13 protein-coding genes and 1 pseudogene are annotated in these 17,312 nt (G+C 38.4%); 3 read left to right on the top strand and 11 right to left on the bottom strand.

Features of this window, described 5'->3' with window-relative positions:
- The 9 genes and pseudogenes from BMX21_RS18445 to BMX21_RS18405 form a co-directional block, all read right to left on the bottom strand.
- Window positions 1-210 (bottom strand): annotated as a pseudogene (locus BMX21_RS18445) (hypothetical protein); the annotation flags it as partial.
- 213 nt (window positions 211-423) lie between these two features.
- Entirely contained in the window at window positions 424-978 is a 555-nt protein-coding gene (locus BMX21_RS18440) for a hypothetical protein (RefSeq protein WP_092046841.1), read from the bottom strand.
- A 281-nt stretch (window positions 979-1,259) separates the two neighbouring features.
- Window positions 1,260-1,424, bottom strand: coding sequence for a hypothetical protein (locus BMX21_RS19510; RefSeq protein WP_177174115.1), 165 nt, complete (start codon window positions 1,422-1,424; stop codon window positions 1,260-1,262).
- A 304-nt stretch (window positions 1,425-1,728) separates the two neighbouring features.
- Window positions 1,729-2,919: an RCC1 domain-containing protein gene (locus BMX21_RS18430; RefSeq protein WP_092046833.1), complete on the bottom strand. Its 1,191-nt coding sequence runs from the start codon at window positions 2,917-2,919 to the stop codon at window positions 1,729-1,731.
- A gap of 10 nt (window positions 2,920-2,929) precedes the next feature.
- Entirely contained in the window at window positions 2,930-3,319 is a 390-nt protein-coding gene (locus BMX21_RS18425; RefSeq protein ID WP_143057301.1) for a hypothetical protein, read from the bottom strand.
- A gap of 208 nt (window positions 3,320-3,527) precedes the next feature.
- Window positions 3,528-5,168, bottom strand: coding sequence for a hypothetical protein (locus BMX21_RS18420; protein ID WP_143057300.1), 1,641 nt, complete (start codon window positions 5,166-5,168; stop codon window positions 3,528-3,530).
- Window positions 5,169-5,563: 395 nt separating this feature from the next.
- Window positions 5,564-7,231, bottom strand: a complete 1,668-nt coding sequence (locus BMX21_RS18415) for a CapA family protein (RefSeq protein ID WP_092046826.1) — start codon at window positions 7,229-7,231, stop codon at window positions 5,564-5,566.
- Between the two features lie 27 nt (window positions 7,232-7,258).
- The gene (locus BMX21_RS18410) at window positions 7,259-9,532 is read right to left on the bottom strand and encodes a DUF3160 domain-containing protein (RefSeq protein WP_092046823.1); all 2,274 of its coding nucleotides are present in this window, start codon (window positions 9,530-9,532) and stop codon (window positions 7,259-7,261) included.
- 281 nt (window positions 9,533-9,813) lie between these two features.
- Complete coding sequence (locus BMX21_RS18405) at window positions 9,814-11,199, bottom strand: ATP-binding protein (protein WP_177174114.1); 1,386 nt, start codon at window positions 11,197-11,199, stop codon at window positions 9,814-9,816.
- 620 nt (window positions 11,200-11,819) lie between these two features.
- Between BMX21_RS18405 and BMX21_RS18400 the strand changes: the two genes are divergently transcribed.
- Window positions 11,820-12,533, top strand: coding sequence for a hypothetical protein (locus BMX21_RS18400; protein ID WP_022756930.1), 714 nt, complete (start codon window positions 11,820-11,822; stop codon window positions 12,531-12,533).
- A gap of 103 nt (window positions 12,534-12,636) precedes the next feature.
- Here the strand turns inward: BMX21_RS18400 and BMX21_RS18395 are convergent, their stop codons facing one another.
- The gene (locus tag BMX21_RS18395; protein WP_092046818.1) at window positions 12,637-13,281 is read right to left on the bottom strand and encodes a helix-turn-helix domain-containing protein; all 645 of its coding nucleotides are present in this window, start codon (window positions 13,279-13,281) and stop codon (window positions 12,637-12,639) included.
- 306 nt (window positions 13,282-13,587) lie between these two features.
- Between BMX21_RS18395 and BMX21_RS18390 the strand changes: the two genes are divergently transcribed.
- Both BMX21_RS18390 and BMX21_RS18385 read left to right on the top strand, forming a co-directional pair.
- A complete protein-coding gene (locus BMX21_RS18390; RefSeq protein WP_092046814.1) occupies window positions 13,588-15,246 on the top strand; it encodes a hypothetical protein in 1,659 nt (552 codons plus the stop codon).
- Window positions 15,247-15,574: 328 nt separating this feature from the next.
- Complete coding sequence (locus BMX21_RS18385; RefSeq protein ID WP_092046810.1) at window positions 15,575-16,990, top strand: hypothetical protein; 1,416 nt, start codon at window positions 15,575-15,577, stop codon at window positions 16,988-16,990.
- A 129-nt stretch (window positions 16,991-17,119) separates the two neighbouring features.
- Here BMX21_RS18385 and BMX21_RS18380 read toward each other — a convergent pair.
- Window positions 17,120-17,312: transposase domain-containing protein (locus BMX21_RS18380; protein WP_143057214.1), on the bottom strand; the 193-nt coding region annotated here is incomplete at its 5' end.

Below are 17,312 nucleotides of genomic sequence, written 5' to 3'. Positions count from 1 at the left end.
AACCCAGTTGTCTAAGCGTTTGAGACTGCCTCTTATCTGGTTGTCTTTTTCTTCAAGCGTTTGCTTTATGAAATCTCTTTCGAGTCTGTTGAACTGAGCATGTACTCCTCTTTCAAACTCAGCCATCTCGAAAGGATTCTTTGCAAAAGATTCCTTAATTTTTACAAGTTTTTCTTCCACTTCTTCCCAAATTTGTTTTATACTGTCCATAAGGACACCTCCTGCATTTTTTGTTTTTGCCAACAAATATGTTAACACAGAAGGTTGTCCTTTTTATTGCGTACAATTATTTTACCATTATCTATTAATCCTACAAAAACTTTACCCTAGCATTTTCATAGACAAACATTGTAGCTCCGTACCAGTTTCCCATACTTCCGATGGATCCACGGTTCGTCGCTTACGTATTCGCAATCTTAGTAATCACATAATATGCTTCTCAGCATTGATCATACTTGTATTTGCCACCTGCTTTACAACATCAAATACTGAGCCCATCATACCCATGATGCCTCCGGACTCTTCTCCATCTCCGCCTGGTTTATTTGAGCCTATCATCGCAACATTCTTGGACACTGTATGAACAGCGCTTTCCTGCTCCTCTGTGCAGGAAACTTTTGCACAGTTCTTGATCTGGAGTCTGTCGCAGATAAGCTTTGGCTCTACATCCTTATCTATTGATAACATGGCACAGTTCATTACTCTTACGCCCTTTTCATTAGCCATAAGAAGTGCCCTGTCAACTTTCGCCTTAGCACTGTTAACTATATGCAAGCAGGTCTTTATTGAATTGTTGAAAAATCGCTTCAAGTTCCATTGTTCTCTTTTCCCTACAGCACTCTCTCCCATCCTCCATATTTCTGCAAGCGACACAGAATACTCAAGCCGCTCGCTCTTTGCCCATGCCGGTACAGAGTATACATTCCCTATAGCACAGCCAGAGCCATATATTTCCATGTACATATTTCGGGTATCCATGACGGTTCCTCCTTCATGTGAAATACCCTTCGGCCGAAAGGTCTTTTGTCCTTCTATTAGTTAAGACGTAATGGATGAAAAAAGTGTTGGAAAAATTTTGAAAAAAATTTGAAAGGCGACAAGAACCAGTCCTGTCGCCTCATAAACAACTATCGACATATGGGTGCCAAATATGATTATTTCAAAATCATCTTAGCAACGGTTATCTTCCAATAATCGACGACGCGTTTTTTCTGTGCCATCCCCCAATAGCCCATTTACACAAAAAAGCGAATAAATATTCAACTCTTTATTTCAAAATGAGTCTCTTCTTTGGCTGCATTAGCTGCATCACGTTCTTTCCCACAACCATTTCCTATCTCTTCGCCAAGCCAGAACATTAGAAAATGTGCTCCTACGATCATCCAATAAGGATAATCTCTTATCACATCAAATATATAATTCACGCGAAAGATTCTGTAAAAATGGGTATCATATGATACTGAAGATATCATAACGGCTACTGCGACCAGAACTGACGTTGTGAGAGCATACAGCACTCTCATTCCAGGTTTGTTATGAGCTAAACTACTCGCAATAAATCCAACAATACAGGTGCAAATGAACCAAAATACAGCAATTAACAGGATTAGTGGATTTACAAAAAAGGCTAATATCATAGATCTGGTAAACCATCCCTGAAGAGCCAATATCAGTAGTAATAAGCTATATATTATTGATGGAATAATGCTTTTATTTACTTTCATTCGCTCAATCCTTTTCTTTGAACTGTATCCTTTGAAATCTGTCGGAATACACGAGTTCTACTGGCTCATGAAGCCCATCATCCATATATTCTTCAGGAGTTCTTAAAATATCTCCATATAGTTTGAAATCCCAGATCTTACTACCTTCGCCGTCCACATACTTACCACAAGCATATAATGTGCCATCTTTTCTTTCCACAAAGGTAACATATGTATAGTCATAATCATAATTTCCTTCGGCACTTTCACTCTCGGCATATGGCTTAGCTTTTTCAAATCTGACTTCATCCATCCAAACCATTTTTACATTATCCAATACCTTTACCGGTTCTTCTATGAAATCCTGATTCTTACTGTCATATCCACAGCTTCCAAAGGTGTTATTGCCCCAGGTCCACAATGTACCATCCTCTTTAATGGCAGCCATGCTGAAAGAACCACAGGTAACATAGATTGCATCATCAAGCATTTTAGTAGGCTCCGAGTAACTGCACCCAATTGTATCGTCAGGATGCTTTGCAGATGTAGTCCTAATTTGCCCCCACCACCAGACTGAACCATCATCTTTGAGGACAACTATTCCGCTTTGGCTTGCTCTGGCATATTTAACGTCGGACATAAGCAATACAGGGCTTGCTGCAACTATATCATCATAGTAAATCCATTCTTTTCCATATGGATTCTCAAGTCCCATCAATCCATTTTGGTTTGCCCCGGCTCCGTATAATTCACCGTTTTCAGTAAGATAAATCACAAAGAAGGCCGCACCATCAACATGGATAACATTCTCTGCCATTTTCTGCGGTGTGCCTTCATAAGATGAGCGATTCCCGATGCCAAGCTGTCCTTCACTGTTATCCCCCACACCCCAAAGTACATTATCATTATCAATATAATAGTGATTATACTCATACTCATTTCGAAAATAGTAGTTTGCTATGTCAAAATCGGTATCATCAAGACGGAGTCCATCCATGTTTTCTACATAGTAAACAGGAAACTCAACGACATCTTCCACAGGTTCTGCAATAACAGCATCATCAGAGGCAATAATGGTAGGAATAAACTTAATAAGCACAGCCGCTCCAATAACAATGCACAGAATGGTAAATACCCAGACTATCCAATTCTTCTTGTCAGGCTCATCAAAATCGCTTTCAATAATTTCACTCATGTCTTTATCTTCAAAACTCATACGTCACCTTTCACCAACTCAGCATTTGAAAATCAAGTATATACAATGGAGCCACAACAATAATAACGCTTATCAACAATGCCAAAGCCTTGAGAGCTTTACTTTTTTTCCACAATAATTGATATGAAAGAAACTGTAATACCGTAATAACTGTAAAATATAGAATCCATTTTAATTCCCATGGAACCAGAGACATCCATGAGCCATCACTATAGTATGTAAAAACAATGCTTAATACTAATATCCAAATGAACGGCAACAGCATAACTGCCTCGTACCCCAAAAACGCTAATACTCTTTTTCTTTTAGTAGCATTCCGCGCCATAAATGCAATACAAACAGATAATATACATAACAAAATTGTTCTATAGAAATCTGAGAAAATTACTTCTACTATCAAAATCAGCCTACTCCCCTCAATGAATCGGTGCCTTAGCAATTTATGCAAGTTCGAGCTAATTGGTTCGCAAAACAACGAAATCAACTATTTCTTTTTACTGTTCCCCAACATATTCAAGCAATCGTTAAAACAGCTAGGATTGCCACAAAAACTGATAATATGATTATCCCCTTTTTCTTCACTTTCTCACTCCAGCTAACATTTATGATTATCTTTCTGTAATGGCTTTTAGGTATGTCCCGCCAAAATCAGAGTCCTGCCAGGAATTGCCATTCGTCCCCCACGCATCGGCATATCGCTGATTCAGTTCATTATATGTCACGTTATGGAATTCCTTATAAACAGAGCCGACGTCGCCTCTTTCTGTTTTTGAATAATTGACGTTAATTATGCCATTTTCTCTTTTAATAACAACATCTACCTGATATCCCGCTTCTCTAATCTCGGCTGCAAGATCATAGCCACAAGCTGCCTCAAGCTCATCTTCAGATATCTCTTTTCCGACATACTCTTTGAAATCACCTGACTTTTTGTCATAGAAGAAATAGTAGTTTTTCCAAGTATGACCAGTATATAAAGCTTCCTCTTCCTTTCCTTCTTCATAATCCACACAAGAATCGTATGCACTCACTGACACACAATAGTCACTGACATAATCCGGCTTAAAGAAATAACCCAAGCCTGAGATAGCCGATTCTTTCCATTCGCCATTATCCATCATGAACAGATACGAAACCGTGCTAGTTGCGTATGCTTCTTCAAGCTCAATCACCATTGAATCCCCGACAGGATACATATCTATTACCTTATCGCCATGCACAAAGAAACTACCGCACTCTTTTATCTTCACACATGTATCGCCGTCCACATACCAAACTTCTCCTGCACATGTTGCATATTCATCCGGAGCATCCCCTAAATATACAAAAGCCTCCATGACTCCATCACTGTCAAAGTCATAGACAACGGAGTATCTGGCATCACTAATATCAGCTCCTGCTTCCGCAACAACTTTTTTTATAAGACTTTCTCCATCATTTTGGGGAACCGAGAACCAAACTCTGTAATCAAAAGAATCCCAGTCTCCGCCAACATTTCTGATATCCCTGATTTGAAAATACAAAACATAATCACCCGGCACAAGCATCCCCAATTTACTTGTCCAATCAATATTTATCTCCCCTGATGAGTCCTTCTCAATAGTAAATGTCTGCCCTTCTGTACCAAAATAATCTGTGCTTCCCCATTCATTATCTTCTCCAGAATGAGCAATCAGACTATAATAATTATCTGCAGTAATTTCCCCAGTGACATATCCGCCGCTCTGAGAGTATCTTAGAGTACATCCAAACGGAGTTATATCTTCCGCTGTAAAGGTTAGGCCTAAGCCTCCCAGATCTTCCAATGTTCCGTGTGACATCCACTGAAGATTCTGCTGATAATCTTGATAGGTAAGTACAAGATGCTTGCCATCTTCTCCAAAGCTATAATGAGCATATTCATCTCGGTCAGCATAATGCATTACCAGATTATCACCATCATTTACTTCATAAGAAAACTCTTCTACATCTCCTGCATTTGCGCCAAGACGTCTGCCTGTATATCCTTCAGAAAACTCATAATAGTAATTCGTCCTACCATAATCAGCAGCCTGCCATATTCCAGAATGCACTGGCATCTGGGCTTTGAATTCATCTCCCGGAGTCTGATCCGGTGAAATGAATACCTCAGAAGATTCTTCTGAAGAAACTGCTACTGAATTCTGTTCTGCTTCTTTTGAATTGGAAAAAGAGCATGCAGACATAATAAGCATGCCAATAAGAATTGCCCCAACCACTCTATTTTTCATATCAGTCACTGTTCAGATTCCATTTCCCAAAATAGAATCTGGATTCTCCTTTTTTCATACCCTTATATTTTAATAGGTTTCCATTTGAAATTAAAGCAATAAAAAAACTGGCTTCGGAGAATGGCAGTCCTTTCAATGATTTTATGAAGCGAATTTTTATAACTTTTTATATGTTTTGATTACTTTTATAAGTTTTTATAACTTTTTATAACTATTGTAAAGGTATATGCATTTCATCGCATATTTTGCGCCATCTGTTATTAAAAAAGGACGATTTATTTATAGCTGAAGCCAGAATGTTCAAAGGAATTATGATCTGTGACTTTATATAACGCCAGATTATATTGAAAAAACAAGAGAGGATCTGTAAAAAAACTGCAAAAAGATATTCTAAATTAATCGATTGTGAACTTGGTCTCATCATCATATAGCACCCACAGCCCGGCAATAGAAGGATTTAACCTGTGCATAGAAGCAAGGGAATCTGTATAGTCTCTAAGGAAGTAGGCTGTATAGATTCCTTCTTTTTCCTGATGGGTTACTATGGGTTCAAGTTCATAATCTGTAAGGGTTATGGTCATGCCATCCTGTGTGACTGTTTTGTTTATCGTGAAGGTTGCCATGCCTCCAAGGATACGTTCTATTTCGTTTTGGCCTGATACGAAGTTACCAAGACTATAATATACCAGCATCTGCTGCCCGCCTTCTCGTTGTATCAGTTCGTATGGTTCAAGTACATGCGGGTGAGAGCCTATTACTACATTAACTCCGCTTTCATAGAAGATATCGGTCCACTTCTTCTGATAATCGGTTATATCGCTTTTGTACTCTTCTCCCCAGTGTACGAATACTATTACAGCATCAGCTTCTTGTCTAGCTGTTTCCAGGTCTTTTTTTACCTTATCTTCATCGGATAGTATATTTATACAATTAGAATACCCTGAAGGGATGCCAAGGTCATTGATACCGTAGGTGTAGTCAAAAAGGGCTATGGTGATTCCGTTTTTGGATATGACAATATAATTCTCTGATTCTTGACGGTCAGAGGGGAGGATGCCTATTACATTAGTATCATCCTTATAGGCATAGTAGGTTCTGTCAATGCCTTCTATGCCCTGATCCATCATGTGATTGGTGGCACAGGCTATGATGTCAAAGCCTGCTGCCTCCTGGGAAGAAGCGATGCCTTGCGGTGATGCAAATCTGGGATATTCGCTGTAAAGACGGTTTATCTGGTCTTTGATCTTGGATTCTTGTGATGTGCTTTTTTTGTCATCTGATATGTTATCTTCTATGTCATCTGCTATGGCATTATAGAAATCTTTATCTTCTGCAAATGGAGTCTCCTGCACAACTGCGGAAAGGTCTGCCTCAGATATTTTTTCTTTGACATTATCATAGAGAAAATCATAGTTATTGTTTTCATACATAGCTCCGTAAGTATAGATCTGCTTGTGAGCTATAGTATCTCCTACCGCTGTAAAGGTCACTTTAGAAGATGGAAGCTCATAGGCCTTAAGCCCCCAGCCTATCCAGCTAAAATACTGTACCTGGCCGCTTTCATAAGTTACGCGGAGCTTTGTCTTATTATCAAAACTCCAGGAGTTTATTATGTCCTGGAGACTTGATGACATCCATGATGCTCTAAGGAAGCCGTATTTATCGGCATTTTGCTCCCTTTTTTCATAAATATAGATGTGCTGACCTGTTTCGGTATCATTCTTATCTACCCAAAAGGGAAGGTGCCTTCCAAAGCTTCCTTTCTTCCAGGTTAGAAGGAGGATCTCGTCTTGACTGTCATTATCAATGTCGCAGATCAGGAAGTCCTGCACTTTCCAGCTGCTGCTGCTCTTCCAGACTACCGCTCCACCTTCATCAGATAGTTCAAAATGGCCATTTTGAAGGCTGGCATTCATATTGAAAACAGATGCACTCTTAGAATTAAAGACTATACTTTCAGGAATAGTAAGTTTGCTGTTTGGGATTATAAACATAGCAGATAATAAAGTGACTATTATAAAAATAATCGAAATTATTATTCTAAAAAAAGTGCCCTTTTTCATTAAAACAGTCCTTAAATTAATTTTGAGTTACCACATAGAAACTCTTAGATCCTGTGCCCACCAGGGTCTTTCGATGCCAAGCTGTTCATGCTCTACATATTCGTAGGTTTCGGGATCGATCTCACTTGCAAATCCCATACCATATCTCCACTCATCATCAGTAAGCCTTTCGTTATAAACAAACTCATAGAAGGCGAAGACTTCTCCCTGACAGATCTTGAGCTGGCCGTCAACAGGAGCTATTACATAAATCGTTGCTGTACCGCCTGTTGCGCATTCAAGGTATGTTCCGCCGTTTGGATCAGTTGCTACATCAGTAACAAGTGATGATGGGAAGTCTACAGCTGCAGGTGTTGTATTATCAGGAGTCTTAACAGCGTCCTGCCAGAAGTGTTCCAGTGATCCGCCGTAGCATCTTATAAGCTCGTACTCATCATCTGTAAGAGTCTCGCCGCCCAGTTCCTTGACGGATATTGTATAGAGGTTATCTGCAAGGTCTGAAAGGAGCTTTAAGTTATCTTTTTCATCACTGGATATATATCCATAGGAATCAAGACCTTCTGATGTCTTGTCTATGAGATTTTTAAGGTTTGAATATACCAATGGCTCCGGTTCTACGTATCCTCTGTCGTCTTTGACTATATCATCGCCGCCCATCTCTGCAACTGGCTGCTTAGCATATAGAACTGTGTCATGCTTAAGTTCAGTCCAGCTTGCAAGGAAACCTTCAATATCCTTGATCTTCCATTTCTCCGACTGCATGAAGAAGGGGTGAGCGCTTGTCTTTTCATCAAGTAGAGGTGTAAGTGTTTTAAGCCAAGCTGATGAAAGACTTGTTTCCCAGAAGGTGTTATCTTTTTCAGATATTACGGTCTGGAGCTTTTCCATATTTTCAGTATAGTTCTTATAATCTGTATCGCCCTGCTCTTCAAGTAGCTCCATGGCCTTGTCTGAGCCAAGTGCTGCAGGTACGTCAAGGGCATCAGGAAGGTTTCTGGTATCACCTTCAGAGTTCTCTAAGGTCTTGGAGTACATAAGGTTCTGGAATATTGCAGCATCAAGGGAGAAGCGCTGACCTATGAATCTAAAGCCCTTGCTCTCTTCTACGTGGTCTGTAGCGCCGCCATCGTCCATTGTGATCGTAGAATTGATGCTGGGGCCGTCCATTGCTGCTACAAGTCCTTTGAAGGTCTCAAAGCCTTGTGCATCTGCTGCCATAGCTTCTACATCTGAATAGTCTGTGAAGCTTTGCTCTATTGCAGGTTGATACTCGTAGTAGGACAGATCATCTGCTTCTCCTGCAAAGAAGGCTGTAACTGTATATATCTTAAGCCATCTGTCTATAGGTCCTTCCTGCATGGCTGTTGTCATTAGAACTGAGGATCTTAAAAGGTCATCGTCTGATGTGTCAAAGTTAATCCTTCCATACCACATCATGGCTCTAAAGTATGGCTTTAATGCTTCATCCTGATCATAGTAGCCTCTTGGCTTGTACTGGCTGTAATCTTCTTCGAATCCAAATATAGGAGACGTAGTTATACCGGCAGCATTGTTTATAAGAGACAACTCACTTTTTACATTGTCACTTACATAGTCAGGAACTTCAGTGCTTTCATCAAGAAGAGATGCTCCTACTGCAAAATATGCTACGTTCATAAGTGCAGCCTTCTCCCAGTCTGTTCCTTTTAAGGCTTCGTACTGAGTTTTAGATGCATCAAGCATTTCTTTGCCCAATTCAGAAAGTTCTGATGTGAGATATTCCTTCTCTGTCTTTTTCAAAAGATATGTGAAGTACAGATGATAGGTATGCATCATAGAATCAACTGTTACGAAGTTGGCTATCTGGAAATACCTGTTGTCCTCATAGGCTTCGAAGAACTCATAGCCGGAGTTGTAATCGGATATTGCAAAACCGTCAGATGCAAGAGCCTGTAAAAATGTTTCTGAATAGTAGCTATAATCTTCCATGTTTACTACATTGGACAGGTCACTTGCAGGAACCAGTGTATCTTCCTTGGTTGTATAAGTGGGAGCTTCTTCTGAGAACAGACCGTTTAAAAGGTTGGTCCTTTCTATAGAAGTTACGGTTATGTCGCCTGAGCCTTGATTAGAAGATTCCTGCGGCGTAGTAGATGATGTGCCGGAGGCAGTACTTGTTTCATCTGATGAAGCGCTATCCTGCTCTTCTTTGGATGCTTGTGTGTCTGACTTGTTTAGTGACAGATCAGCGCAACCTGCTAACTGAGTCAGGAGCGCGGTTGTAAGTAGTACTGAACCTGCCTTTTTTAGATTTTTTCTCATAATGATTCCCTCATTTTTGGTTCTGGCAACAGCTTTACTTAAGACTGTTGTAGTGGATGGTTAGATTACCCATTGTCTGAAGGTAATGGAGATATAGATAATCTATTACAAATATATACTACAATTATATATACATTTACAAAAAATATATAGTACGTTGCTTTTAGTGGGCTTCCTTATCGCTTTAAAAACACTGCCCAAAACTCAATTAATGCAAAATAAGGCAGTGACCTTTTCTTAAAAGCCACTGCCTCTGTATTAATCTTCCAATCAAACACACATTAAAGTCTAAACTCTGCGAATCCCTTACCATCATCCGGGGCAGCAGAGCCTTCTATCCTGATACCGGATGTTACATCATCTTCCTGCTGTGCAAGTTCATCTTTTGCATAGCTGAACTCATCTGATGAAAGAAGGCTCTCCACGTCTATATCAGGGTGCTGGTACAGGATATCAAGAAGTTCTATGAAGTCCCTTATAACTTCTCTTGGAGTGATATGAGAGTCTGCTCCTATCCTTCCGTACTCGATCCTTATAAATACTGCAAGGTCATTGTCTGTGAGTGAAGATTCGTAACCGTATAGCTGTGCATGAATCTCGCAGAGCTTGCCGCACAGTACCAGCATCTCTTCTGCTGTAAGAGGTTCAAGCCTTATAACAGGTGCCAGCATATCTCTTACACCTTCCTTGGAGAACTTGCCATCCGCGAGCCTGGATCTAAGAGCTTCGTAACTGTATACGCCTCTTCTTGGATCTTCTATGGACTGCGGTGTTCCGCACATTATAAAACCAAGATATTTGGCTTTACCCTGGAGGGTATCATTGTACATGGTCAGCATCTTCTCATAGTTGTACTGCCTTGTAATAGAATTCGGGATCTTATAGATATTAACAAGCTCATCTATCATGATCATCATCCCGGCGTATCCTGCCTGTTGCAGGAATCTTGCAAAGAGCTTCATGTATTCGTACCAGTCGTCATCCGTGATCACGATATTAACCCCAAGCTCAGACCTGGCTTCGGTCTTATTAAGATACTCACCTCTAAACCATTTGATGACCTTGGCTTTGGTGTCTTCATCTCCGTTCATATATGAGCGATAGTACATAGTCAGAATTTTGGCGAAGTCGAATCCGTGCACCAGCTCGTTCATAGATGATATGACTGCGAAGATCTTCTTCTCTACTTCTGTGGCAAAAGAGTCTGAGTCAGGAAGTATACCTTCTGCTACCACCTGAGATTGTATGCCTTGTATCCACTTATCAAGGATAAGAGTGAGCGCTCCGCCTTCCGGCCTTGTCTTAGTGGACATGTTCTGGATAAGCTCCTTGTAAGTTGCAAGGCCCTGACCCTTGTTGCCATGAAGACGCCTGTCGGGGGATAAGTCTGCATCTACCACTACAAAGCCTTTATCCATAACGTAATTACGTATAGTTTGGAGTAGGAAACTTTTACCGCTTCCGTATTTACCGTTTATAAATCTAAAGGAGGCTCCGCCATCTGCGATTATATCTACATCGTGAAGAAGCGCATCTATCTCATTTTTACGTCCTACCGTAATATACGGAAGGCCTATACGCGGAACTACGCCGCCTTTTAGCGACTGGATGACTGTACTTGCTATTCTTTTGGGGATTTTTCTTGTTGTATTTATATTTTTTTCCATCTTAACCTCAAGTTTTCCTATCTAATGTAAAATGATCAACTGATATGATATAAGTTAAAAATTCAGCAATAGAGCCAATTTAATTCGACTCCACCGAGGATGAACTAAAACTACTATATTTTTTATTTATGATTGTATAAGGCTGTTTCGAACAATAGTTAAAATTATTGTAGTCAATTATTTACAGTATTTTGCCATGCTGATTTTGCATTATGCCAAAAATAAAATTCACTCTTGACCTAATGAATAATTATATAGAAAATATACAATTGGTATATATGTTCAAACATAGATCATAAATAATATCTGCTTATACTTGCAATTATAAAACATTTGTTATAGACTTTTTACTTGGCTTGTAAGCCCTTACAAATTCACTGAATCTGTTTATCTTTTGCAGTTTAGCTATGATATTCCATGTTTACATGATTTACTCATATAAGTATCTGGTGTATACAATGAACCATGATAACTTGCACGAAATAATGATAAGTATTATCATTTAATTACAACACAAACTAATGTTATATCGATAATATGTCGATATTATTACAGATTATTTGGCTATTTACTCACTGTTGACATCTTTGGTTTTGACTTATTTAGAAAGGAGGAATAATATGTCCAAACATACCTGTATCCGTACTAAAAAATCGTTATTTTCCACAGCCGTGCTGGTTCTGTTTTTGATGCTTATATGGCTTCCTATCAGATCCTATGCTGATGGGTGCAATATATCAAAATGCAGTAACGTGGTTTTGGATTCTACTGTCACTACTTATTCTACCTATTACCTGAGTTATATTCCAGCATCTCTTCAGGATATTTATGCAGCTGATGGCGGCAATATCCGTATATATCATGAAAGTGATCCGCTTCCTGAGATCGACACTTCAGGCTGGTCCAATATTGGCAATATCATAGGCTATTTCGAATGGCGCAGCGGACCTCTTATAATGCTTAGCACTAAACCTGTCGAAAGGGCTAGTGCCTGCGTAACAGATCAGGCCAAGATATCCATATGCCATGAGTTCGGACACTACATTACCATAAAGTCTAACATATTAAGAGGGATATCTACAGACTATAGAATATCTGATGATTTCGAGGAGGCTTTCAAAGCTGAGAAGTCCAACTACAATAAATCTTCCTGCAAACTTCCAAAAGGTTATAAGAAGAACATAAGCCGCACGGCGGCATCAGTTGAGTTCTATGCGTCGATATTTGCAGGGCTTATGCTGTATCCGGAAGATACTATGGCGACATTCCCTAGATGCTCTGCGCTTGTACTTGATGATATGAACTATATTATTAACAATGCTTCAGTACAATAAAAAAGGACAATCCCTATGACTTATTTATATGATCAAGGGATTGTCTTTCTTTTTTCTGATTGTAAAGCAAATTGTTCTGGCTCAACAACTCTTTTATTATATCTTATCTGATAATCTTGACAGGGGTATCATCGCTTCTTTCCTTAGTAAGGTACTTCTTCTGCCAGCTCCACTCACCGCAGACAGGGCACTTCATGTATCTGGTGCGTCCTTTATGTATGGCAAGGTTGGTCTGCCAATAGGTGGGTACGTGTCTGTCATGGCATTTCTGACACTCATAGTATCCGGCCTTCTGCTCTATACCTACAGCGATAAATGCAAATGTAAATATGATCAGCATTGCAAATACGATCAGTATGATCCTAAGAGCTGTTGACATCTCTACAAAGGATGCAACAAAACATAATACTATTCCGGCAACTGTAGCCGGTACTCCTATCAGGATCTCTAGACTTAGTAACTGTCTGTCCTTTTCCTCAACCTCTTTCCTCATCTGTAAAAGGTTCTCTTCAGCTTTCTTATTATAAGTTTCAGTCATGATTTTTTCACCCGACAGGAGTTCGTTGACGTTGATATTAAGTAGCTCACACAGCTCAAGCATTATACCTGTATCCGGTAATGACTTACCTGTCTCCCATTTACTGACAGCTCTGTCACTTATTCCAAGTTTCTCTGCAAGATAAGCCTGTGTCATCCCTTTCTCTTTTCTACATGATGCTATAAATTTTCCGATTTTGATCTGGTCCATATCGGGCACCTCCTTTCATGCTTCCACCTTACATTATCAGGATCTATTTTAACACGAACTGTTGGTTGACAGGGCGAAAACGCCCTATTTTAGCGGGACTCCACCACTGGTTGAGTTGCTTTTGTCACTGCCGCTGCATAGAAGCAACCATCATTTTCTTTGAAATAAAACTAAAATGACCCATTTGGAAGGAGGCAGGGATTATTTGGAATACATTTCTCTTAGCTCTATGTTATAATCTCTTTTATGAAAAAAGTAGTACTCTTGAGGATAATATTTCTCTAGAGATCGAGGGAGAAAAATAATATGAAAGCAAAAATAATCATCAGGTTAATTCTGATAGCAGTCGTAGCCTGTGCTGCCTATTTTTGTTATCCATCTGTTCATCAGTTTTTCTTGAAATATCAGCATCCGCTTGATGATATCTATGAATATGATGGTCAGGAAATTACAATCAGAAATCTTTTCGTAGCATCTAGTGAAAATATTCTGTACGCAAGTCATTTGAATGTTTCCGGAAGACGTGAAAATTATCTTAGTTCTGCAAGTTACTCTACTAATAATACAAGAACCATTAATTTAGGGGATTCTGAGAGTATATCATACACTGATTTGGAATATGAAAGGTCCTATATTGATTCTGACAATTATGTATGGACTGTAAGTGGAACTGGTCGTGATTCAGAGCTTGAATATTACAACTTTATTATTTTTAAAGATCAATCTTATGAATCATTATCATCATTCAAGTACTACGAAGGAATGATAGATGGACAGGAATATACTGCATATGAGTATTCCGGTAGCGAAGCAGGAACGTCCCCGGACGTTGTAAAAATACTGGTTCCGGATCTTAACAAGATGGAAAATACATCGGTAAGTTTTAATAATACTCCCGATAGCACGGGACGAGTTTCGGTTACTTTTACAGGTGAAAACCTTCACTGTATTGCAGAAGCTTTCGGAGAGGGGGTGACAAGCTCTCAAGGATATACTCAGATAGAATATGTGTTTGATTTTAAATCAAAAAATCTGTTAAGTGTAACACTAAGTGGAAGTCAAAAATTTGAGGTTAATGATTATAACCAGAGAATCCAAACTCTTAGTTTTACAGTTGATGATATCTCTTTTGATGCTTGTGAGAACATAGAAATACCAAAACTTATTTGTGAGAATTCTCTGATTAACGACGTATTTTCAGGTGATACCCAGATACAGCCAAGCCCTATCTTTAAGACAGAAATGGCCGATAACTTAGAGCAGTCAGACATCATTTCAAACATTTGGAGTGATACAATTAATTCTTTTCCAAAAGGTATATGTACAGTTTCCGATCTTTCAAACAGCCTTATTGATAATGCCAAAGAGCTGGGATTTGATCTGGTTATGGATGGATATGTTATAAATGATGAGAATATGGGTGCTCTTATCAAATTTACTATCAGCCAAAGTGAAGTTGAAATAGGATGTATAGTTATGCCTCTGGTGGTATCTGGTGATGGTATTATTAATGAAAACAATCTTCTGATATCTGCCGGTGACACGATGAGCGTAGACAATAAATGCTGTATAAAAGTGTATCACACAGTTTCAGATAGCTTATCTTCGGTAACATGCTACAGTTTTCAACTGGAAAGCTTTGATTTTGCCTATAGTATTCTTAAGGAAGCTAAGATATCAAATCTTCTAAATGATGAAGAACTATCATTGTTCGCAGGTGCAGATTCTGAGAATCTTAGGACATTTGCAAGTGATTATAAGCAGGCTGAATATTCTTCAATAGATAAATATGTGATTAAAGAAGGTGACAACCAATGCGGATATTATGTAATTGAAGATGAAATTCATCCTGATGAGTATGGAACAATTTATGAGCTCCCATTCAAATCCAAGGATGCAGTCGAAGAGAAAACAGGTGATAATAGAAACGATACTGTTGTCGAGTGGATAAAGTTTGATGAATAATAGTAAAATATAAAAAATAGTGTTTGATTTCTTTAATGTTTTCTTGTGTATCACTATTAACTCTTGTCTGGCACTGGCACGGTGATGTTGGATTTAATCGTGGTTGATGAAGTTCATTCTCTTATGAGTGGTGATCGCGTAAGTCAGACTCGGTGTCTTATTGAGAGTTAAATGAAAGAAAATCCTAATAACCGCAAGCCTTCAGGGTGTGCGGTTATTATTTGCCTGTGTGTTTTCTTGTTATTTTATTTAATATAACACGTATGTGTTCTCTATGTTATAATCCCCTTTGTGAAAAAAGTTTAATTTATTTGGAGGAATTATTATTTTGCGTTCAAAAAAAGTATTATGGGGAATAGTAGTATTTCTTACAATATTGGTTCTTGTATTAACTCTTACATTTACCTATAAGGATATTGCTAAATTATTTAGAACAGAACAAGATCCGTTAGATGTTGTCTATGAATATAACAGGAAAGAAATATCTGTTCGAAAACTTTTTGAAGCATCTTATGAGAAGCTTCATTATTCATCTCATTGGTCTGCTACTGGAATTAGCGATTATAAAGTTAAAGATGTTACCGATACTAATGGAAAAATGTTATTTACACCTATCACGAACAAGTCTTTAATGTACGATTTGACATATGAACACTATTATATAGATGAAGATAATTATATGTGGACACTTAATGGAAATTATACGAATTCTACTAATTATTACTTATATGACCATGGAGATTTTGACAATCAAAGCATGATAGCATCGTACAATTTTTATGAAGGAAAAATAAATGGCAAAGAATCAAGCGCGTATGAATATACCGGTCATAAATTGTATAGCTTTGTTAACGTTGAAAAGCTTCTTATGCCAGATTTTGATAATATGTCAGATGTTTCAGTAGATTTTGATGGTCATGTCAACGAACAAGGGCACATTGTTGTGAAATTTGAAGGGAATTATTTACCTTGTATAGCATCTGCGTTTGGTGAAGATCGAAAAGGTACTCCATATAATGATGTTATATATACTTTTGATGCTGATACGATGTCGATCATTAGTATTAAACTGAGAAGAGAGGATGAATATACGGTTTATAATACCCATAAACTTGAAAAAATAACTGATAGTCTTGAATTTTCAATAGTTGACAAGCCTGGTGAGGACTGTAATGAGCTGGAAATTCCTGAGGTCATATGTGAAAACTCCTTAATTAATGGAGTGATTACTGGTAATGGTAGTATTAAGCCAAGTTCAACGCTTAGAAATGATGCATCTGATAAAAATGATCTTTCGAGTACCATTTCAAGTATTTGGAAAAATACAATTACGGCAATGTCAGATGATTCTTGTACTGTTGATGAGCTATCTGAAAGTCTTTCAGATAATGCTTCAAAATACGGTATGGATATTAAAAAGAAAGGTTACTTCATAAATGAGAAAGAATCTTTTATATTTGTTAAATATAGCGTTTTCAAAGAAGAACAAGAAATATTCAACATTGTAATGCCGTTCGTTGTATACGGAGCACAACTTTATAACGAAAATAATCTATTGATATCTACAGAGGATGAAGTGGCTATATATGATAGTGGATGCGTATGGATTTATCACGAAATTAATGAAAATATTACTGCAAGAACATGCTACCTGATATATGATGACGGAAAATTAACTCTTGATCACAAAATTACCAGAGAAGAAGATCTTTCAAATCTCTTGGATACAGAGGAATTATCGTAAGCGCTAAATTTTCCGGTGGGTAACACATCCACCGCAAAAATATTATTAGGTACAAGGGCTTTTGCCCATAAAATATACCCCAGCCTCGTAGGAGACTGGAGCACCTTGACAATTCACATATGATAAAGATTACAGTGCATCGAAGATTGCATTCTGATGTTGACGATGGAGTTCGTCCAGAGCTTCTTTGCATTCAGGATTCCATGGGCAAAGCTTCTCAAGATCTTCATCGCTAGTTAGAGATGTTGGACATTTCATGAGAAGATATTTCAGATAGTAGTAAACATCAACACCATTAGCTTTAGCTGTCTCAACAATGGAA

Origin of the sequence: Butyrivibrio sp. TB (genome assembly GCF_900110805.1) — a bacterium.
In the GTDB taxonomy this organism is placed as follows: Bacteria; Bacillota; Clostridia; order Lachnospirales; family Lachnospiraceae; genus Butyrivibrio; species Butyrivibrio fibrisolvens_C.
The sequence above is the reverse complement of the archived record's forward strand: the minus strand, read 5'-3'. Positions and strand labels throughout refer to the sequence as shown.